The organism is Caballeronia sp. BR00000012568055, assembly GCF_029439455.1.
Lineage (GTDB): Bacteria > Pseudomonadota > Gammaproteobacteria > Burkholderiales > Burkholderiaceae > Caballeronia.
Genome location: NZ_JAQFVG010000075.1, coordinates 64,236 through 85,575 on the forward strand (window position 1 = coordinate 64,236; position 21,340 = coordinate 85,575).

Consider the following 21,340-nt stretch of genomic DNA (forward strand, 5'->3'; position numbering starts at 1 on the left):
GTCACCACTCCTCGTCAGTTCGGGCTGGTGCCGCTGCCGCCACTCGTACCAGCGGCCCCGTTCGCGCCCGACGCGGCCAGCGCCTTGAGCACCTGATCCGTAATGTCGATACGCGGGCTCACATACACCGCTTCCTGCACGATCAGATCGTAGTGTTGCTGCTCCGCGATCTGCTTGATGACCTTGTTCGCCCGATCCAGCACCGCCGCGAGTTCCTCGTTGCGGCGCTGATTCAGGTCTTCACGAAACTCGCGCTGCTTGCGCTGAAAATCCGCGTCAAGCTGAGCGAGATCGCGCTGACGTGCGGCGCGATCCGTGGGCGCCATCGACGCACCGTTCTTGTCGATGTTGTCCGACATCGACTTGAGACGCTGCGCCATGTCCTGCAAGGCCTTGTCGCGCTTGGAAAACTCTTGTTCGAGCTTCGATTGCGCGGCCTTCGCGGCTGCCGACTCTCTCAGAATACGGTCCGAATTGACCGCCGCGATACGCGCTTCCTGAGCGCTGGCGTTCGCCGCCGCGCCCAGGCCGAGAAACATCGACAACGCAAGCGCCAGCGCCATGTGTTTCGAAAGCTTACCGGTTCGCAAAGTCTTCCTCACGTCACATCGAAATAATTGGAGTTCGCATTCGTTCGGCGCGTCAGAACGCCGTACCGATCTGGAACTGGAACTTCTGATACTGGTCGCCTTCGTGCTTCTGCAGCGGGAAACCCAAACTCAGCTTGAGCGGGCCAATAGGCGAAATCCACGCGAGACCCAGACCGTAGCCGTAGCGCAGACCGTTCGCGCCGCTGCTGGTACCGCCCTGACCCGGATCGCCCCAGACGTTACCGGCATCGAGGAAGGTGAAGACGCGCAGCGTGCGGTCATAACCCGTGCCCGGCAGCGGGAATGTCAATTCGATATTACCGACCGCCATACGCGAACCGCCGATCGGATCACCCGTCTTCGCGTCGCGCGGACCCAACGAACTCGGCGAGTAACCGCGCACCGAACCGATACCACCCGCGTAGTAATTCTTGAAGATCGGGAACGTCTGACCATCGAGGCCCTTGCCGTAACCGCCCTGCAGGTTGAAGCCCAGCACGAAGCCGCGCGCGAACGAGTAGTAATACTGGAACTGCGCGTCGAACTTGGCGTACGTGGTGTTGCCGATCGGCGTGCCGTACTCGGCGTTCGACTGCACGTAGTAACCACGGCTCGGCACCAGCGCGCTATCGCGATTATCGCGCGACCAGCCTACCGTCAGCGGGTAGTTGTTCACCACGCGACCGAACTGCTGCACGTAGTTTTGATAGGACTGCGGCGTGTTGCTGTCCACGTCCATGGTGTTCTGCTCGGCGCCGACACCGAAGAACACCGTATCTTGTTCCGAGAACGGGATACCGAACTTGGTGTCCGCGCCCATCGTCACGATCTTGAAGCTGGAATCTGTCGAGTAATACAGCGGCTCGTACGTGCGGTAGTACGCGTCCGTAATCCGCTTGATCCCGTCGATGGTGAAGTACGGATCGACCTGCGTAACTGTCAACGTACGGTACGTCTTCGCGGTGTTCACGTTCACCGACAGCGACGTGCCCGAGCCGAACACGTTGTCCTGCGAGACGCCGGCTGAGAGCACCACCTTATCCGTCGAAGAGAAGCCCGCGCCCAGCGTGATCGCGCCGGTCGGCTTTTCCGCGACCTTCACGTCCACATCGACCTGGTCGTTCGTGCCTTCGACCGGCGTGGTGGTGACGTCCACGTCCGTGAAGTAACCCAGACGGTTGATACGATCCTTCGACAGCGCCAGACGGCTCGAATCGAACCACGAGCTTTCGAGCTGACGCATTTCGCGGCGGACCACTTCGTCACGCGTACGCGTATTGCCGACGATATTCACGCGACGCACATACACGCGGCGGCTCGGATCGACTTGCAGCGTCAGATCGACGGAGTGATGAACCTGATCGATTTCCGGTTGCGCATTGACCTGCGCGAACGCGTAGCCATATTCACCGAGCTTATCGACGATGGCCTTGGTCGTGGCCTGCAGCTTTTCCGCCGAGAACAACTGACCCGGCTTGACCGTGATGAGCTTCTGCAACTCAGCCTGACGATCGAGCAGATTGCCGGCGAGCTTCACGCTGTTGACCTTGTACGGCTCGCCTTCATGCACGGCGACCGTCAGATACATGTCCTTCTTGTCCGGCGAGATCGACACCTGCGTGGAGTCGATCGAGAACTCCAGATAGCCGTGATTCAGGTAGTACGAACGCACATTCTCAAGGTCGCCCGTGAGCTTTTCCTTGGCGTACAGATCGCTCTTCGTGTACCACGAGAACCAGTTCGGCGTGGACAACTGCATTTCGCCGAGCAGCGTGCTGCTGCTCACGGCCTTGTTGCCGACGAAGTTGATCTGGCGAATCTTCGCGCTCGGACCTTCGGCCACCGTGAACAAAATGGCCACGCGATTGCGGTCCACTGGCGTCACCGTGGTGGTGACTTCGGCCGCATAGTAGCCGCGCGTCAGGTATTGGCGCTTGAGTTCCTGTTCGGCGCGATCGAGCAGCGCCTTGTCGTAGGAACGGCCTTGCGACAAACCCACCGAGCGCAGCGCCTTGGTGATGGTGTCTTTGTCGAACTCGTGCAAGCCTGCGAAGTCGATGGCCGATATGGCGGGACGTTCCTGCACCTGCACGACGACCACGTTGCCTTCGGTCGCAACCTGAACGTCGTTGAAGAAGCCCGTTGCGTAGAGCGCGCGGATCGCTTCGGAGGCCTTGTCGTCGGTGAAGGTGTCGCCTTGCTTGATCGGCAGATACGCGAACACGGAGCCCGGTTCGATGCGCTGAAGACCTTCGATCCGGATATCCTGAACGACGAACGGCGTGGTGGCGTGCGCCGCCATGCCCGTTGCGGCGAGTGCCGCGGCCACGGCCGACTTAGGAACAAAGCGATGAGGTTTGAACAACGTGCTTCCCCAGTATTTAAAGCTGCATTCGTTCCGGCGGTCGCTTCATGCACACCTTCATGCACACCATAAGCGACGCCAGAATTTATCAACGTGGATCAAAAACGGATCAGACGAGCGAGGTCATTGAACAAGGCAATCATCGACAACGCGACGATGCAAACCAGGCCCGCTCTTTGCAGAACCAGCTGCCAGCGATCGGACACCGCTTTGCCGGTAACAGCCTCAACCAAATAATATAACAGATGCCCACCGTCCAAAACCGGAATCGGTAACAAGTTCAACACACCAAGACTGATGCTGACGAGGGCGAGAAACGATACGAAGGCCGCCGGACCGAGCCGCGCGCTCTTGCCCGCATAGTCTGCGATGGTCACCGGCCCCGACAGATTCTTGAGCGATGCCTCGCCGACGATCATCCGGCCAAACATGCGCAGCGAATACATGCTGATGTCCCACGTGCGGTTCACGCCCAGGCGCAGGCTTTCGATCGGACCGTAGCGCACCTGAACCGTCGGCAGCTGATTGCCGAGCGCAGCGCCGATCCGGCCGACTTCCTTGCCCGTGGCGGCATCGTGTTTCAGATCGGGCGTGAGCGTCACGCTCCGCGTTTTCCCGGCGCGGTCGATGGTCAGCGTCACCGGCTTGCCCGCGTGCGCCTTCACATAATCGATGAAGCTGGTGGCGTTATCGACGGTGCGGCCATCGATCGCGCGCAGCTTGTCGCCGGGCGCAAGGCCCGCCTTCTGCGCAGCGCTGCCCGCTTCCACGCCCGCAACCGTCAGCGTGCCGCCGCCCGGCGTGAAACCGAGCGTGTCCATGAAGTCCTGCTCGGAGTCGGCATCGTTGATGCCGGCGACGCTGACGGGAAAGTCGTAGGTTCCGTCGTGCGTTTTCGCCGTCAGCACGATCCGCCGATGATCGAACGAAGCGTCGAGAATTTTCCAGCGAAGATCGGACCACGAACGAATCGGGTGCGTGTCGCCGCCGGACGCATCGCGAATCGAGACGATGGTTTCGCCGCCTTCGAAGCCCGCGCGCGCGGCAAGTGTGTCGGGCGCTGGCGCCGAAAGGATGGCTGACGGCTCTGTCACGCCGCCCGCGAACACCGCCGAGAACAGAACGATCGCGAGCAGAAAATTGGCAATTGGGCCCGCCGCGACGATCGCAATACGCTTGGCCACGTTCTGCTGGTTGAACGCGCGCGGCAGATCTTCGGGCGGAATCGACTGCCCGCTTTCGGGATCGATTTCGCGCTCATCGAGCATCTTCACGTAGCCGCCCAAAGGCAGCGCCGCAATGGTCCATTCGACGCCGGTTTTCTTGCTGACCCAGCGCACAAGCGGCTTGCCGAAGCCCACGGAAAAACGCAGCACTTTCACGCCGCACATTCGCGCGACGCTGTAATGACCGAATTCGTGGACGACGACGAGGACGCCTATCGCTACGACGAAGGCGACGATTTCGGTCAGAAAGTTCATGTCAGCCTCAATGGGCGATGGGTTCGGCGCCCGGCGCGCTCGCAGTCAGCTCGGTGACGAAACCGGATGCGAGACGGCGCGCGCTCGCGTCGGCGGCGAGCACGTCGTCGAGTTGCGCGGCGCTGGTATTGGGCAGCGCGTTCAGAACACGATCGACGACATCGCCGATCGCCATAAAGCCGATACGGCGTTCGAGGAACGCATCGACCGCGATCTCGTTAGCCGCATTCAGCGCCGCACTGGCGATACCGCCCGCTTCCATCGCCTGAATGGCGAGCGCGAGGCACGGGAAGCGCTTGAAGTCGGGCTTTTCGAACGTGAGCTGCGCGATCTGCGCGAGATCAAGCTGTGCGACGCCCGAATCCACGCGATCCGGAAACGCCAGCGCGTGCGCGATCGGCGTACGCATATCGGGATTGCCGAGTTGCGCGAGCACCGAACCGTCCGCGTACGAGACCATCGAATGGATCACGCTCTGCGGATGGATCAGCACTTCGATTTGTTTGCCGGGAAGATCGAACAGCCAATGCGCCTCGATCACTTCGAGGCCCTTGTTCATCATCGTGGCGGAATCGACGGAAATTTTGCGGCCCATCGCCCAGTTCGGATGCTTGACGGCCTGCTCGGGCGTGACATCGACCAAAGTGGATGGCTCGCGCGTGCGGAACGGCCCGCCCGATGCAGTCAGGATGATCTTCGAGACGCCACCGTGCATCTTCGCTTCCTTGTCGGCGCAAGGCGGCAGGCACTGGAATACGGCGTTATGTTCGCTATCGACCGGCAGCAGGATCGCGCCGTTGTCGCGAACCGCATCCATGAAAATCTGGCCGGACATGACCAGCGCTTCCTTGTTCGCCAGCAGAATGCGTTTGCCGGCACGCGCGGCGGCAAGCGTAGGCGCGAGGCCCGCCGCGCCGACGATCGCGGCAACCACCGTATCGCATTGCGATGCGCGCGCCACTTCGACAAGCGCTGCTTCGCCATGCGCCACTTCCGTTTTGCAGCCCTGAGCGCGCAACGCAGCGGCGACGCGTGAAGCCGTATCGGCATCGCCGACGACGGCGACTTCCGGCTGAAATCGCAGGCATTGCTCGACGAGCTTGTCGCCGTTGCGATGTGCGGTGAGCGCATAGACCGAGAAACGGTCCGGATGCCGCGCCACGACGTCGAGCGTGCTATCGCCGATCGAGCCCGTGGAGCCGAGCAGAGTGAGACGTTTTTGCATAGATTCTTCTCTAGCCGATCAGCCGAGCATGAGCAATGCGATCGGCAATACAGGCAACAATGCGTCGATGCGGTCGAGCACGCCGCCGTGGCCCGGCAGCAATCCGCTCGAATCCTTGACACCCGCCTGGCGCTTCAACAGCGATTCGAACAGGTCGCCGACCACGCTGAACGCGACCAGCACGGACAGCGCGACGAAGGCGCGATCCCAGCCGAGATGGCTGACCAACTGCGTGAATACGGTAGGCGCATAAAAGCCGGTGGCGGCAGCGAGCGTGCCGATCACGATCACGGCAGCCCATCCGCCGATGGCGCCTTCCCAAGTCTTGCCCGGGCTGATCGACGGAGCCAGTTTGTGGCGGCCGAGCGCTTTTCCGGCGAAGTATGCGCCTATATCAGCCAGCCAGACTACTAGCAGTAGCGATAGCACGAACGCAACGCCCTGAGCGCGCGCATCGACGACGGCATGCCAGCAGGCCAGAAACACCACGATACCCGCAAAAAGCAGGAACGCGCGCCATGCGCCCGCCGAGAGCGTGGGCTTGCGGATCAGCGCATACGGCCCGGCCAGCACCCAGAAAATCCCGGCCATCTGATACAGCGCGTTGGAGCGCACGCCAAGAAACGCGCTCAGAATCAACGCGATGCCCGCCACCAGCGCATACGCGACCGGTCCCGCGCCGTTGAGCTTGAGCAGCCGCCCCCACTCCCACGCGGCGAACACCACGACGAATCCGATCAACGCTCCGAAGGCGCCGATCGGCGCGAACAGCGTGATCGGCACGAGTACGGCCAGCAGGACGATCGCCGTGATGACACGGGTTCTTAGCATGAAAGGGTGTCGGCCTTCTGCGATTGAGATGCGAGTTGCGCGCTGGTGCGCCCGAAGCGGCGCTCACGGCCGCCATACGAGCCGATCGCGCGGTCCAGCGCGGCGGCGTCGAAATCGGGCCAGTAGGTATCGGTGAAATAGAACTCGGTGTACGCGAGCTGCCACAGCAAAAAGTTGCTGATGCGCTGCTCGCCGCCCGTGCGGATAAAGAGATCCGGCTCGGGTGCGTACGCCATGCACAGATGCTGGGCGAAAGACTCGTCGTCCACGCGCACCGGTACGCCCTTTTCGAGCGATTCGGCGATCAGCTTCTTGGTGGCCTGCATGATGTCCCAGCGCCCGCCATAGTTAGCGGCGATGGTCAGCGTCAGACGCGTATTGCGCGCGGTCTTGGTTTCGGCGCGCTGAATGAGCGCGCGAATCTTGTCGTCGAACATGGCGATGTCGCCGACCACACGCAAACGGATGCCGTTGGCGTGCAGCTTGCCGATCTCGCGCTCCAGCGCGGTCACGAACAGACGCATCAGGAACGAGACTTCCTCGGTCGGGCGACGCCAGTTTTCCGAACTGAACGCAAACAGCGTGACGAATTCGACGCCGCGCCGCGCACAGCTTTCGACGGTGGCGCGTACCGCATCGACGCCGCGCGTATGACCGGCGACGCGCGGCAGGCGCCGTTCGGTCGCCCAACGGCCGTTGCCGTCCATGATGGTCGCGACGTGGCGCGGAACAGCCGCGACATCGGGCACGGTAACGGTGGAGCTGGTATAGGTCATGGCCGCTGAATCTTGGAATCTGAGGGAGTGAGAGCCAGCCCGACTATAAGCGCATCGGGCCGGCGGAACCGTATCTACGGCCTCACACCGTCATGATTTCGGCTTCTTTGGTTTGGACCAGTTTGTCGATCTCGGCAACCGACTTGTCGGTCGATTTCTGCACGTCGTCGCTGGCGCGGCGCTCGTCGTCTTCCGAGATTTCCTTGTCCTTGACGAGCTTCTTCAGTTGCTCGTTGGCGTCGCGGCGCAGATTGCGCACGGCGACCTTGGCGGTTTCGCCTTCGCTCTTCACGACCTTGGTGAGTTCGCGACGGCGTTCTTCGGTCAGCGCGGGCATCGGCACGCGGATCAGATCGCCTTGCGTAGCCGGGTTCAGGCCGAGATCCGACTCACGAATCGCCTTTTCGACGACCGCGACCATCTTCTTTTCCCACGGCTGCACGCCGATCGTGCGGGCATCGACGAGCGTCATGTTCGCCACTTGCGAGATAGGCACGTTCGAGCCGTAGTAATCGACCTGGATATGATCGAGCAAGCCCGTGTGGGCGCGGCCCGTGCGAATCTTGGCGAGATCGGCCTTGAATGCTTCGATCGACCGTTGCATCTTCTGATCGACGCCCTTTTTAATGTCAGCCACACTCATTTGAACCTCCAAACCTGGGTTTTACCTGCGATGACGGCGCGTTCCGCGCATGAGCGTTCACCCCGCGCGCCGCGCCCGATACCGCGAGAGTTTACACGTGGACGAGCGTACCTTCGTCGTCGCCCTGCACGATGCGCTTGAGCGCACCGGGCTTGTTGATCGAGAACACGCGAATCGGCAATTTTTGGTCGCGGCACAGCGCGAATGCGGTGGCGTCCATCACTTGCAGATTGCGGCCGATCGCTTCGTCGAAGCTGATCGTGCTGTAACGCGTGGCGTCCGGATCTTTCTTCGGGTCGGCGGAGTATACGCCATCGACCTTGGTTGCTTTCAAGACCACTTCAGCGCCGACTTCCGAACCGCGCAGCGCAGCTGCGGTATCCGTGGTGAAGAATGGGTTGCCGGTGCCGGCCGCGAAGATCACGACCTTGCCTTCTTCCAGCTGGCGGATGGCGCGCGGACGGATATACGGTTCGACGACCTGATCCATGCGCAGCGCCGACTGCACGCGCGCTTCGATGCCCGCGTGACGCATGGCGTCCTGCAGCGCGAGCGCGTTCATCATGGTGGCGAGCATGCCCATGTAATCGGCGGTTGCGCGATCCATACCGGCCGCGCCGCCCGCGACACCGCGGAAGATGTTGCCGCCGCCGATCACGACGGCCAGTTGCGTGCCCATTCGCACCACTTCCGCGACGTCCGCCACCATCCTTTCGATCGTTGCGCGATTGATGCCGAAGGCATCGTCGCCCATGAGGGCTTCGCCGGAGAGTTTAAGGAGTACGCGTTTGTAGGCTGTGGGCATATTGAGTTTCCGATCGCGCCGAGGAGGGTTGCAACAACGTAGAACTGTAGGGGTGAAACAATATTTACTGCAAGCGGCCCGCTTGAGGCGACGGGCACGGCAGCTACGGGATAACCCGAATCTGACGCGCCCGTTGCTCGATTCAAAGCCGCTTTACTGCACGGCGTTCGCTATCACAACACGAAGCGCCTTATGACTGACTTACGACTGCTTTGCCGCAGCGACTTGCGCCGCCACTTCAGCCGCGAAGTCGTCCTGCTTCTTCTCGATGCCTTCGCCGACCACGAACAGCGCAAACTTCTGCACCGATGCGTTGCCTGCCTTCAGGTATTGCTCGATGGTCTGCTTGTCGTTCTTCACGAACGGCTGGTTCAGCAGCGACACTTCCTTCAGGTACTTCTGTACCGAACCGTCAACCATCTTGGCGACGATTTCAGCCGGCTTGCCCGACTCGGCGGCCTTCTGTTCGGCGATGCTGCGTTCCTTGGCGATCAGGTCGGCCGGCACGTCGTTCGACGACAGCGAGACCGGCTTCATCGCGGCGACGTGCATGGCGACGTCCTTGCCGACTTGCTCGTCAGCGCCCGTGAATTCGACCAACACGCCGATACGTGTGCCGTGCAGGTACGAGGCAACCTTGTTAGCCGACTCGAAACGCACGAAACGACGAATCGACAGGTTTTCACCGATCTTGCCGACCAGCGCCAGACGCACGGCGTCAACCGTCGAGCTTTCCAGCGGCAGTGCCGACAGTGCAGCCACATCAGCGGGGTTGCTCTTGGCGACCAGTTCAGCGATGGTCTTGCCGAATGCCAGGAAGTCGTCGTTCTTGGCCACGAAGTCGGTTTCGCAGTTCAGTTCGACCAGCGCGCCCACGCCGCCTTCCACGTGCGCCGCGACGATGCCTTCAGCCGTCACGCGCGATGCTGCCTTGCTCGCCTTGTTGCCGAGCTTCACGCGCAGCAGTTCTTCCGCGCGCGCCATGTCGCCGTCGGCTTCCGTCAGCGCCTTCTTGCATTCCATCATCGGCGCATCGGTCTTCGCGCGCAGTTCTGCCACCATGCTTGCGGTAATTGCCGCCATCATTCGCTCCTTGAGTCTGTTTGATACGTGCCGCCGGCTTTGACACTCGCCCACGGCAGGAAAATTGGCACTTCTGTGGCTTCGATCAAAACGCGGCTAAAAAAAAGGGGCCTTTCGCAAAGCCCCCTTTTTTGTCGGCCGCAGGCTCGATTACGCCTCTGCGTTGACCTCGACGAACTCGTCGCCTTCGCCGCTACGGACGGCTTGCACGACTTCGTTCACCGCATTCGCGCGACCTTCGAGGATCGCGTCTGCCACGCCTTCTGCGTACAACGCCACTGCCTTCGATGCGTCGTCGTTACCCGGAATGACGTAGTCGATGCCTTCCGGCGAGTGGTTCGTATCGACCACGGCGATAACCGGAATGCCCAGCTTCTTGGCTTCCGTCACGGCAATCTTGTGGTAGCCGACGTCGATCACGAAGATCGCGTCCGGAATGCCGCCCATGTCCTTCACGCCGCCGATCGACTTTTGCAGCTTGACCATTTCGCGTTCGAACAGAAGCGCTTCCTTCTTGCTCATACGCTCGGTTTCACCCGATTCCAGCGCTGCTTCCATGTCCTTCAGGCGCTTGATCGATACCTTCAGCGTCTTGAAGTTGGTCAGCATGCCGCCGAGCCAGCGTGCATTGACGAACGGCATACCCGAACGCGCTGCTTCCTGAGCGATGGTGTCGCGCGACTGGCGCTTCGTGCCAACGAAAAGGATCGTGCCGCGGTTCGCTGCCAACTGGCGCACATACTTCAGCGCGTCGTTGTAGAGCGGCAGGGTCTTTTCGAGGTTGATGATGTGAATCTTGTTGCGATGACCGAAGATGTACGGGGCCATCTTGGGATTCCAGAAGCGCGTTTGGTGACCGAAGTGGACACCGGCTTCCAGCATTTGACGCATTGTGACTGCCATGAAATTCTCCGCGAGGGTTGGGTCTTAAGCCGGCTGCCGCATCCCGCTTCACGTCAGACGTTGCGCGAGACACCCTGGGTGCTGCCGGCTTGAGTTTCGACTTCCATGCGAAATCGCTGATTGATTTCGCTTCGTTCCAAGTCCTTTCACTGGCCAACGACGAGTTGCACTCGATTGTCCGAGGAAATCGTGACGGCAATATGGATTAGGACTTAGCCAATGAGTATAGCATGTGAGGATTGACTGGCTCAAGCCGCGTGTCAGTCGGAAACACGTAGAAAAACGTGCCGGCCATATGACCGACCTACGGACGACCCACCTGGACGACCCACCTGGACGGACGGCGAATCCCGCTGCGGCCCCATTGCTTAGGTGCGATAATGCCGAATTCGCGGTTCACGGCCGCTTACACGAATTTCGAGCCAGAGTCATGTCAATTACGCTGAAAAACGATCACGATATCGCGCAAATGCGCGTCGCCTGCCGGCTCGCCAGCGAAGTGCTCGATTTCATCACGCCGCATATCGCGCCGGGCGTGACGACCGAAGAACTCGATCGTCTGTGCCACGAGTTTATGGTGAAGGAGCAAGGCACGGTCCCCGCACCGCTGAATTATCAGCCGCCGGGTTATCCGCCGTATCCGAAAGCTACCTGCATTTCCGTCAACGACGTGATCTGCCACGGTATCCCGGGCGAGAAAGTGCTCAAGAACGGCGACGCGCTGAATATCGACATCACGGTGATCAAGAACGGCTATTTTGGCGATACGAGCCGGATGTTCATCGTCGGTGAAGGGTCGATTCTGGCCAAACGGCTGGTGCAGACGACGTTCGATTGCATGTGGCTCGGCATCGATCAGGTGCGGCCGGGCGCGCATCTCGGCGATATCGGCGCGGCGATTCAGAAGCACGCGGAGTCGCAGGGTTACAGCGTGGTGCGCGAATATTGCGGGCACGGCATCGGACAAGTGTTTCATGAAGAGCCGCAAGTGCTGCATTACGGGCGCGCGGGCACGGGCATCGAATTGCAGGCGGGCATGATTTTCACCGTCGAACCGATGATCAACGCGGGCCGCCGCGAAATCCGCACCATGCCCGATCAGTGGACCGTCAAGACGCGCGACCGCAGTCTGTCGGCGCAGTGGGAGCACACGGTGCTTGTCACGCCGACTGGCTACGACGTGCTGACCGTTTCCGCCGGCACGCAGGCGCCTTCGAATTTGATCGCGGCGACCGCCTCCTGAGTCCGCGTTTCCTTGCGCGTCGGCGGTATCAGCCGGCGCGCACTCCTCTCCTCGCCCTTCAAGCCTTTCACGTCGATCCATGAGCAGCACTGCCGCCGTCGCCTCGCCCTGTGAAACGCTGCGCGCCGCCTACAAGGCGTCGAAGACGGCGCTGCTGGAACGCTTTCAGACCGCATCGAGCGTCGAGCCGCTGATGCACGCGCTCGGCCGCGCCACCGACGACGCCCTCAAAGGCGCGTGGACCGCGTGCGACATGCCCGACAGCGCCACGCTGGTCGCGGTCGGCGGTTATGGGCGCGGCGAGCTTGCGCCCTATTCCGATGTCGATATTCTCGTGCTGCTGCCCGAATCCGTATCCGATTCGGATGGCGATGCAACGCTGAACGGGCGTATCGAACGGTTTATCGGCATGGGATGGGATCTGGGGCTGGATATCGGCAGTAGCGTGCGGTCGGTGGAACAGTGTATCGGCGAGGCGGCGAACGATATTACCGTTCAGACGTCGCTGCTCGAAGCGCGGCGCATCTGCGGCGATGCGGACCTGTTCCGGCGCTTTCGCACGCGTTATCAGGAAACGCTCGATCCGCACGCGTTTTTCCAGGCGAAAGTGCTGGAAATGCGGCAGCGTCACGCGAAGTTTCAGGACACGCCGTATAGCCTGGAGCCGAATATCAAGGAAAGTCCGGGCGGCCTGCGCGATTTGCAGCTTATTTTGTGGATCGCGCGTGCGGCGGGGTTCGGCAGCAGTTGGCGCGAACTCGATCTGCGCGGTCTGATTACCGAACGTGAAGCGCGGGAACTGCGCCGCAACGAGAGTTTTCTGAAGACGCTGCGCGCGCGGCTGCATGTGATCGCGAAGCGTCGGCAGGACATTCTGGTGTTCGATTTGCAGACGCCGCTCGCCGAGAGTTTCGGCTTCGAGGCGACTACCGCCAAGCGCGCCAGCGAGCAGTTGATGCGCCGCTATTACTGGGCGGCAAAAGCCGTCACGCAACTCGCGACCATTCTGATTCAGAACGTGGAAGCGCAGCTTTTCCCATCGACGAGCGGCATTACGCGCGTGATTTCGGATCGCTTCGTCGAGAAACAGGGCATGCTGGAAATTGCGGATGACGAAGTGTTCGAGCGCGAACCGCACGCCATTCTCGAAGCCTTTCTGCTGTACGAACAGACGCGCGGTATCAAGGGATTTTCCGCGCGCACGCTGCGGGCGATTTACAACGCGCGCGATCTGATGGATCGCGACTGGCGGCGCGATCCCGAGAATCGGCGGCTGTTCATGGAGATTCTGAAGCAGCCCGAAGGCATCACGCATGCGTTCCGGCTGATGAACCAGACGAGCGTGCTCGGGCGCTATCTGCTGAATTTCCGGCGCATTGTCGGGCAGATGCAGCACGATCTGTATCACGTCTATACGGTCGATCAGCACATTCTGATGGTGCTGCGCAATCTGCGTCGATTCGCGATTGCGGAGCACGCGCACGAGTATCCGTTCTGCAGTCAGTTGATCGGCCATTTCGATCGGCCGTGGGTGCTGTACGTGGCCGCGCTTTTTCACGATATCGCCAAAGGGCGCGGCGGCGATCACTCGACTCTCGGCATGGCCGATGCCCGCCGCTTCTGCCGCGAGCACGATATCGGTCAGGAAGACAGTGATCTGGTCGTATGGCTCGTCCAGCAACATCTGACGATGAGCCATGTCGCGCAAAAGCAGGACACGAGCGATCCCGAAGTCATCAAGCAATTTGCTTCGGTCGTCGGGACCGAGCGTCGATTGACCGCGTTGTATCTGCTGACCGTGGCGGATATTCGCGGCACGTCGCCCAAGGTCTGGAACAACTGGAAAGGCAAGCTGCTGGAAGATTTGTATCGCGCGACGCTTGCTGTGCTGGGCGGTGCGCGGCCGGATATGCACTCCGAGCTTCAGTCGCGGCAGGAAGCGGCGCTTGCGCTGCTGCGACTGGAAACCGTGCCCGAGGGCGCGCAGAAACAATTGTGGGATCGCCTCGACGTCGGTTATTTCCTGCGTCATGATCCCGCCGATATCGCCTGGCAGACGCGCGTGCTGTATCGCCATGTCGAAAGCGATCAACCGATCGTGCGCGCGCGGCCCTCGCCGATTGGCGCGGCGCTGCAGGTGCTGGTGTACGTGAAGGACCGGCCGGATCTGTTCGCCGGCATCTGCGCCTATTTCGATCGCAACGGCCTCTCGGTGCTCGATGCCCGCGTGACGACCACGCGTCACGGCTACGCGCTCGATAATTTTCTCGTCGCCCATCCGGATCACGACGGGAGTTATCGCGATATCGCCAATCTGGTCGAACAGCAGCTTGCCGCGCTGCTGACCGACGAGCGCATTTTGCCCGAGCCGTCCAAGGGACGCGTATCGCGGCTGGTGCGCACTTTCCCGGTCACGCCGCGCGTGGATTTGCGCCCCGACGAGCGTGGCCAGTACTACATCCTGTCCGTGTCGGCGAACGACCGGCAGGGCCTTCTTTATTCGATCGCGCGCGTGCTCGCGCAACACCGGATCGGCGTGCAGGCGGCGCGCATCAATACGCTCGGCGAGCGTGTCGAAGACGTGTTTTTGCTCGATGGGCGCAGCCTGTCGTCGAACCGCACCCAGATCCAGGTCGAAACCGAACTGCTGCGCGCGATCGCAGCCTGAGAATTTATGCGCGTCAAACTGACAGCCAAACATCCGCGTCCCTCTTCCGAGACGCGATCGCCGGTTCGTTCCGGTACTGCTACGGGGCGTAAGCCTGTGAGAGCGCCCGCGCCGCCGCGCGGGGAGGAAGCGCGTGGGGAGCGAAGCAGCGCCGAGCACCGGCCTTCTGAGCGTGGTGCGGGGGATGAGCGGCGGGCGTTCAAGTCGCGTGGGGACGAAGCGCGTGGTGAGCGTGGTAGCTTTGATCGTCGTCCCTCTGAGCGAGGTGCGGGGGATGAACGCCGCTCGTTTAAACCGCGTGGCGATGATGCGCGTGGTGAGCGCGGCAGCTTCGATCGTCGGCCTTCCACGCGCGGCGAAGGCGATGAACGCCGTTCGTTCAAACCACGTGGCGATGATGCGCGTAGTGAGCGTGGCAGCTTTGATCGTCGGCCGTCGTCGGATCGTGGCGCTGGCGATGAACGCCGTTCGTTTAAACCGCGTGGCGATGATTCGCGTGGTGAACGCGGCGGCTTTGATCGTCGGCCGTCGGATCGTGGCGCTGGCGATGAACGCCGTTCGTTCAAACCGCGTGGCGATGATTCGCGTGCTGAACGTGGCAGCTTCGATCGTCGCCCGTCAACGCGCGGTGAAGGCGAGGAACGCCGCTCGTTCAAACCGCGTGGCGATGATTCGCGTGGTGAACGCGGCAGCTTTGATCGTCGTCCATCGACGCGCGGCGAAGGCGACGAACGCCGCTCATTCAAACCGCGCGGCGATGATTCGCGTGGTGAGCGCGGCAGCTTCGACCGTCGTCCTTCAACGCGCGGCGAAGGCGACGACCGTCGTTCGTTCAAGCCACGCGGCGACGATTCACGCGGCGAACGCGGCAGCTTCGATCGCCGTCCTTCAACGCGCGGCGAAGGCGACGACCGTCGCCCATTCAAACCGCGTGGTGATGATTCGCGTGGTGAACGCGGCAGTTTCGATCGTCGCCCATCCGATCGTAGCGCTAGCGACGAACGCCGCTCATTCAAACCGCGTGGCGATGATTCGCGCGGCGAGCGCAGCAACTTCGATCGCCGCCCTGCCGCGCGCGGCGCTGGCGATGAACGCCGCTCGTTCAAACCGCGCGGCGAAGATTCGCGCGGCGAGCGCAGCAGCCTCAAACGCGACGACCAACCCGCCGCCCAAACCCCGCCGCCACGCGAAGAATCCGCCCACAAACACCCGCCGCGCGACGGCCTCGTGCGCCTCTCAAAGGTCATGTCCGAACTCGGCCTCTGCTCGCGTCGCGAAGCCGATGAGTGGATCGAAAAAGGCTGGGTGCTCGTCGATGGCGTCGTAACCGACACACTCGGCACGCGCATCAACCCGACGGCGGAGATCGACATCCTGCCGGCCGCGCGCTCGGCGCAGTCGCAACAGGTGACGATCCTGCTGCACAAGCCGGTCGGCTACGTGTCGGGTCAGGCGGAAGACGGCTACGAACCTGCCGTGGTGCTCATCAATCCGGCGAATCGCTGGGAAGAAGACCGTTCGCACATCAAGTTCACGCCAAACCATTTGCGCACGCTCGCGCCCGCAGGACGGCTCGACATCGACTCGACTGGTCTGCTCGTGCTGACGCAGGACGGACGCATCGCCAAACAATTGATTGGCGGGCATTCGGAAGTCGACAAGGAATACCTCGTGCGCGTGCGTCTGGGCGAGCACACGGTCGATGTCGATAAACATTTCCCCGCGGAAAAGCTCGCGCTGCTGCGTCACGGCCTCGAGCTCGACGGCGTGCCGCTCAAAACCGCGCAAGTCAGTTGGCAAAACGGCGAGCAATTGCGCTTCGTGCTGCGCGAAGGCAAGAAGCGCCAGATCCGACGCATGTGCGAACTGGTCGGGCTGGACGTCGTCGGCCTGAAGCGAATTCGCATGGGTCACGTCACGCTCGGCGCGCTGCCGCAAGGTCAATGGCGCTATCTCGCGCCTGACGAAAGCTTCTGATCCCACATGCCGCATCGTTGCCCAAACGGGTGACGATGCGCGCCTCGCGCCTGTTGCGTCGCAAAAATGCCACGCAAAATCTACCGAAATCGCTTATATCTCGTCGCACATAACGGAAATATTTGTTCATCTCATTTTGTTTAAAGAAAATGAGACAACGGTCCGTTAGTCAGTCATGCACCTGAAACACGATGCACGACACAGCGGCCACGGCTTTGAACGGTATCGAGGAGAAACGCCATGTCAGTTGAAATCATCGTCCGCGAGACATCCACCGGTCTCGAAATCGTCAGCGGCCGACGACGGCTCGAAGCACTGCTCGCACTGCGCGATGAAGTCGTCGTGATGAGCCCGGGCGTCGGCGAAATGGTCGTCGCGCGCCTGCCGGATGGCCGCCTGCAAGCCTCAGCCAATCCCGAACACGTGGCGCTGTTCCGTCAGCCCGACGTCAGCGGTAATCTCAAAACCTTCGCGTAAGAAAAAAGCCGCTCCCATTCGAGCGGCTTTTCTCTCCGGCACGTCAGCAAAAGATGCGTCAGTCGTCGCTGACCGCATCCAGCCCCGGAAACAGCACATCCGTGTAACCGAACTTCGAAAAGTCGGTGATCCGCATCGGATAGAGCTTGCCGATCAGATGATCGCACTCGTGCTGCACCACGCGCGCATGAAACCCTTCCGCGAGCCGTTCGATCGCGTTGCCGTACTGATCGAAGCCCTGGTAGCGAATCATCGAAAAGCGCTGCACCGCGCCGCGCAGACCCGGCACGGACAGACAGCCTTCCCAGCCCTCTTCCATGTCGTGCCCGTTGGGCGTGATGATCGGATTGATCAGCACGGTTTCCGGCACGGACGGCGCATCCGGATAGCGCTCGTTGTGACCGAAACCGAAGATCACCACCTGCAAATCGACGTCGATTTGCGGCGCGGCCAGTCCCGCGCCGTTGGCATCGCGCATGGTGTCGAACATATCGCGCACCAGTTCGTGCAGTTCGGGCGTGTCGAAATGCTCGACCGGTGCGGCGACGCGCAAAAGGCGCGGATCGCCCATTTTCAGGATTTCGCGGATCATGGAGTGACTCCTTCCAAAAGCTTCTTCATGCCGTCTTCGTCGAGAACGGGAACCCCGAGTTCCTCCGCTTTCGCGAGCTTGCTGCCCGCTTCCGCGCCCGCCACCACGTAGTCGGTCTTTTTCGATACGGAACCGGCGACCTTCGCGCCCGCCGCTTCCAGCATCTCCTTTGCATCTTCCCGCGACAGCGACGGCAACGTGCCCGTCAGCACCACGGTCTTGCCGGCCAGCACGCCTTGCGGCGCCTTGGGCGCGGGCGGTCCTTCCGGCCACGATACCTTCGCGCGCAATTGCTCGATCACGTGCTGGTTGTGCTCTTCGCTGAAAAAATTGTGGATGGCTTCGGCCACGATCGGGCCGACATCGTTGACTTCCAGCAATTCTTCGACGGACGCGGCAATGATCGGATCGAGCGAGCCGAAATGTTTGGCCAGATCCTTCGCCGTCGATTCTCCTACGTGCCGAATGCCGAGCGCATAGATAAAGCGCGCGAGCGTGGTCGTGCGGGCTTTTTCGAGCGAATCGAGCAGGTTTTGCGCGGATTTATCGGCGAAACGGTCCAGGGCGGCGAGTGTCGAAAAGCCGAGACTGAAGAGATTGGCGGGCGTGCGCACGAGATTTTCATCGACCAATTGATCGATGATCTTCTCGCCCAATCCGTCGATATCCAGCGCGCGCCGCTGCGCGAAATGCCACAGCGCCTGCTTGCGCTGCGCCGGACAGAACAGCCCGCCCGTGCAACGCGCGATCGCTTCATCTGGCAGACGCTCGATCTTCGAGCCGCACACCGGGCATTCGGTCGGCATGACGAATTCGCGGGCATCATCGGGACGGCGATCCAGAATCGCGCCGACGACTTCGGGAATCACATCGCCTGCGCGGCGCACCGTCACCGTATCGCCAATGCGGATATCCTTGCGCCGCACTTCGTCTTCGTTGTGCAGCGTTGCATTCGCCACCGTCGCGCCGCCGACGAACACCGGCGCGAGCCGCGCGACCGGCGTGATCGCGCCCGTGCGTCCGACCTGCACGTCGATGGCCAGCAATTGCGTCAGCGCTTCCTGCGCCGGAAACTTGTGCGCGAGCGCGAATCGCGGCGCGCGCGAGACGAAGCCGAGCTTGTCCTGTTCGTCGCGTTTGTTGACCTTGTAGACCACGCCGTCAATGTCGTACGCGAGCTTTTCGCGCTTCTCGCCGGTCTTGCGGAAGAAGCCGAGCAAGCCGTCCGCGCCTTCCACCACGGCGCGTTCCGCGTTCACCGGCAGGCCCATTTCCTTGTACCAGTCGAGCATGGCCGAATGCGTCGCGGGCATGTCCGCGCCTTCGAGCACGCCGATGCCATACGCAAAGAACGACAACGAACGCTGCGCCGTCATCTTCGGATCGAGCTGGCGCAATCCGCCCGCCGCCGCGTTACGCGGATTGGCGAACTCGCGTTGTTCGTTGTCGCGCTGGCGCTGGTTGAGGCGCTCGAAATCGCGTTTAAACATCAGCACTTCGCCGCGCACATCGAGCCGCTTCGGGATGTTCTTGCCCTTCAGCGTCAACGGAATCGAGCGGATGGTACGCACGTTGGCGGTCACGTCCTCGCCCGTCGCGCCGTCGCCGCGCGTGGCGGCTTGTACGAACTTGCCGTCGTCGTATCGAAGGGAGATGGCCAGGCCGTCGAACTTCAGCTCGCACGCGTACTCGACCGGCGCAATGCCGAGGCCGTCGGATACGCGCTTGTCGAACGCGGCGATGTCTTCATCGGCGAAACCGTTATTGAGCGAGAGCATCGGGACATCGTGGACGACGGGCGTGAAGCCGTCCGCGACTTCGCCGCCTACCCGCTGCGTCGGCGAATCGGGCGTGATGAGGTCCGGATGATCCGTTTCGATCGCCTGAAGCTCTTTGAAGAGCGTGTCGTACTCGGCATCGGGCAGATCGGGTTGATCGAGCACGTAATACGCGTAATTGGCCCGTTCCAGTTCCGAGCGCAGCCAGGCCGCGCGCTCGGCCGGTCGGTCGGCGCTGGGCACGGCAGCGCCCGACTGGCGGGCGGCGGCGGATTCGGCTTTCGTTTTTGCGGACTTGGCGGACATGCGGCTTCGATTCGACTATGAATGCGTTGGATAAGGAAAATCGGTACCGACCGTTCGATTGTCTCAGAAGATCGGTAAATCGTGGCATCGGCCGAATGGCCTAGGCGTGTGTTTGCGCGCGCGCAAAAGAAAGCGCCCCGGCGTGGGGCGCAATCTTCAATCCCGGAGCGCTTTGCGCCGAGCCTATGACTATTGGCTGAACAAGCGGCGCGTAGCAGGCGAACCGGCGGGCATGCCTGCCTGTTCAAGTTTCGCGTACAGCGTCATCAATTGCTTTTCGATGGCCAGCAGCGACGACTCCGGCAGCGGGCGGCGCTGATCGTCCACCACGCGCGCGCCGATCCGTTCGGACAGCGACTTCGCGTAATCGCACATGAGACGGAACGGCAGAATGTCTTCATCGGCGACGGGCACATCGAGCACCAGCGTGATCATCTGGCCGCCCTTGTACGTCAGGTCGTCGCGCAGGAAGTTGGTATCGCCGAATTGCAGCATGAAGACGGGGTTTTGCTTCGCGTCGAGCTTGACGAAGCGCGTGCCGTCGCGCGAAAGCAGCAAACCATCTTGCGATGCCACCGCCTGCACGTAATTGGCCGACCACGGCGCGCCGTCCGACAGAATGTTGATGGACAGTTGCGCGTCGCATTGCGCGGCGAAGCCGTCGAGTTCGCGCGCCATGCCAACGGTTTCCATCATGTCGGGGAATTCGGGCATGCCATCGACGGCATCAGCCAGACGCTGCACGCCGGTCACAAACTCGGAGAATTCGAGTTCGTTCAGCGGCCCGCTGCGGTTCGCCAGTTGCGCGGCTGCGCGCAACTCTTCGTAACGCACGCCGCTGCGCGGCAGCTCCCACGTGCTTTCGCCTTCCGGCTTGCCTTCGATCGTCACCGGCTTGGTGCCCGCGCGACGCAATTTCTGCGCAAGCGGCATCACGCGATCACCCGCCACCGCGCTGCCAAGCCGAATCGGCACCACGCAGTCGATACGCCTATCCACCGCCGCGGGCGGCGCGGAGGAAATCGTCGTGGCGGCGGGCATCACGGGTTCCGTGCGCTCGTCGTCCGTTGTTTCTTCGATGCGTTCGGGTTCATCGGGCGTCGTGGCTTCGGCCTGCACGTCGAGCGCCGTATCGGCAGGTGCAACGGGCGGCACGACCGCCGCCGCGCTCACCGCGCCAAAACTCGGCTCCACGCGCGATTCGCGTTCTTCATCACCACCGGCCGCCGCCGGACGCGGCTGGCGCACCGGCTCGATAAACGGCTGCTGCTCGTCCTCATGCTCCTGACGCGCGAGCGCATCCGCCGCTTCGTCGGGCATCGGGCGCGGCATTCTGCGGCGCACCTTGGCGTTTTGCCACGCGTTGTACACCACCACGCCGCCCACCACCACGGCACCCGCTCCGATCAAACCGAGTGTCAACTCGTCCATGCATGCTCCATGTTCTTTTCAGGTTGTGAAGCGCCGCGCGATCTGTCGCGCGCATCGCCGCGTTCCGGCTGCTTCGCCGTCGCCTGCTCGATGCGCGCACTCCGCGCCTGCGCTGCCCTTTGTTTCGTCGTTTCTCGTCGTTTCGTTTGAAGCTACTGCGACGTCA

General features: G+C 61.9%; 18 protein-coding genes. 5 read left to right on the forward strand and 13 right to left on the reverse strand.

Annotation, left to right across the window (positions count from 1 at the left end; translation table 11 throughout):
• Positions 1-14 precede the first annotated feature (14 nt).
• The 10 genes from P7F28_RS05160 to rpsB form a co-directional block, all read right to left on the reverse strand.
• Positions 15-563: an OmpH family outer membrane protein gene (locus P7F28_RS05160; RefSeq protein WP_277183361.1), complete on the reverse strand. Its 549-nt coding sequence runs from the start codon at positions 561-563 to the stop codon at positions 15-17.
• Positions 564-642: 79 nt separating this feature from the next.
• The gene (gene bamA, locus P7F28_RS05165) at positions 643-2,955 is read right to left on the reverse strand and encodes an outer membrane protein assembly factor BamA (protein ID WP_277183362.1); all 2,313 of its coding nucleotides are present in this window, start codon (positions 2,953-2,955) and stop codon (positions 643-645) included.
• A gap of 98 nt (positions 2,956-3,053) precedes the next feature.
• Complete coding sequence (gene rseP / locus P7F28_RS05170) at positions 3,054-4,436, reverse strand: RIP metalloprotease RseP (protein ID WP_277183363.1); 1,383 nt, start codon at positions 4,434-4,436, stop codon at positions 3,054-3,056.
• Between the two features lie 7 nt (positions 4,437-4,443).
• Positions 4,444-5,661 carry a 1-deoxy-D-xylulose-5-phosphate reductoisomerase gene (locus P7F28_RS05175; RefSeq protein ID WP_277183364.1) on the reverse strand — a complete coding sequence of 406 codons (1,218 nt, stop codon included), beginning with the start codon at positions 5,659-5,661 and terminating at the stop codon, positions 4,444-4,446.
• Between the two features lie 18 nt (positions 5,662-5,679).
• Entirely contained in the window at positions 5,680-6,492 is an 813-nt protein-coding gene (locus P7F28_RS05180) for a phosphatidate cytidylyltransferase (protein ID WP_277183365.1), read from the reverse strand.
• Positions 6,486-7,268, reverse strand: coding sequence for a polyprenyl diphosphate synthase (gene uppS / locus P7F28_RS05185; RefSeq protein WP_277183366.1), 783 nt, complete (start codon positions 7,266-7,268; stop codon positions 6,486-6,488). Before uppS ends, P7F28_RS05180 begins: the two co-directional genes overlap by 7 nt.
• 82 nt (positions 7,269-7,350) lie before the next feature.
• Positions 7,351-7,911, reverse strand: a complete 561-nt coding sequence (gene frr / locus P7F28_RS05190) for a ribosome recycling factor (RefSeq protein ID WP_277183367.1) — start codon at positions 7,909-7,911, stop codon at positions 7,351-7,353.
• A gap of 91 nt (positions 7,912-8,002) precedes the next feature.
• On the reverse strand, positions 8,003-8,716 hold the full coding sequence (pyrH, locus tag P7F28_RS05195) for a UMP kinase (protein ID WP_277183368.1): 714 nt from the start codon (positions 8,714-8,716) through the stop codon (positions 8,003-8,005).
• Between the two features lie 201 nt (positions 8,717-8,917).
• A complete protein-coding gene (tsf, locus tag P7F28_RS05200; RefSeq protein ID WP_277183517.1) occupies positions 8,918-9,799 on the reverse strand; it encodes a translation elongation factor Ts in 882 nt (293 codons plus the stop codon).
• 150 nt (positions 9,800-9,949) lie between these two features.
• Complete coding sequence (gene rpsB / locus P7F28_RS05205) at positions 9,950-10,702, reverse strand: 30S ribosomal protein S2 (protein ID WP_277183369.1); 753 nt, start codon at positions 10,700-10,702, stop codon at positions 9,950-9,952.
• 295 nt (positions 10,703-10,997) lie between these two features.
• On the opposite strand from rpsB, the gene map reads away from it, so the two are divergent.
• The 5 genes from map (at position 10,998) to P7F28_RS05225 (ending at position 17,067) form a co-directional block, all read left to right on the forward strand.
• Entirely contained in the window at positions 10,998-11,945 is a 948-nt protein-coding gene (map, locus tag P7F28_RS05210) for a type I methionyl aminopeptidase (protein ID WP_370467238.1), read from the forward strand.
• A 79-nt stretch (positions 11,946-12,024) separates the two neighbouring features.
• Positions 12,025-14,613, forward strand: a complete 2,589-nt coding sequence (locus tag P7F28_RS05215) for a [protein-PII] uridylyltransferase (protein WP_277183371.1) — start codon at positions 12,025-12,027, stop codon at positions 14,611-14,613.
• Positions 14,614-14,887: 274 nt separating this feature from the next.
• Positions 14,888-15,940 carry a hypothetical protein gene (locus tag P7F28_RS33705; RefSeq protein ID WP_306805769.1) on the forward strand — a complete coding sequence of 351 codons (1,053 nt, stop codon included), beginning with the start codon at positions 14,888-14,890 and terminating at the stop codon, positions 15,938-15,940.
• Positions 15,859-16,590 (forward strand): rRNA pseudouridine synthase, encoded by a 732-nt coding sequence (locus P7F28_RS33710; RefSeq protein WP_306805770.1) that lies wholly within the window; start codon positions 15,859-15,861, stop codon positions 16,588-16,590. The genes P7F28_RS33705 and P7F28_RS33710 overlap by 82 nt, the downstream gene beginning before the upstream one ends.
• A 240-nt stretch (positions 16,591-16,830) precedes the next feature.
• Positions 16,831-17,067, forward strand: a complete 237-nt coding sequence (locus P7F28_RS05225) for a hypothetical protein (RefSeq protein ID WP_277183373.1) — start codon at positions 16,831-16,833, stop codon at positions 17,065-17,067.
• Between the two features lie 58 nt (positions 17,068-17,125).
• Here P7F28_RS05225 and def read toward each other — a convergent pair whose 3' ends face one another.
• The 3 genes from def to P7F28_RS05240 form a co-directional block, all read right to left on the reverse strand.
• On the reverse strand, positions 17,126-17,659 hold the full coding sequence (gene def / locus P7F28_RS05230; RefSeq protein ID WP_277183374.1) for a peptide deformylase: 534 nt from the start codon (positions 17,657-17,659) through the stop codon (positions 17,126-17,128).
• A complete protein-coding gene (gene ligA / locus P7F28_RS05235; protein WP_277183375.1) occupies positions 17,656-19,743 on the reverse strand; it encodes an NAD-dependent DNA ligase LigA in 2,088 nt (695 codons plus the stop codon). Before ligA ends, def begins: the two co-directional genes overlap by 4 nt.
• A 189-nt stretch (positions 19,744-19,932) precedes the next feature.
• Positions 19,933-21,174 (reverse strand): cell division protein ZipA C-terminal FtsZ-binding domain-containing protein, encoded by a 1,242-nt coding sequence (locus P7F28_RS05240; RefSeq protein WP_277183376.1) that lies wholly within the window; start codon positions 21,172-21,174, stop codon positions 19,933-19,935.
• Between the last annotated feature and the right edge of the window lie 166 nt (positions 21,175-21,340).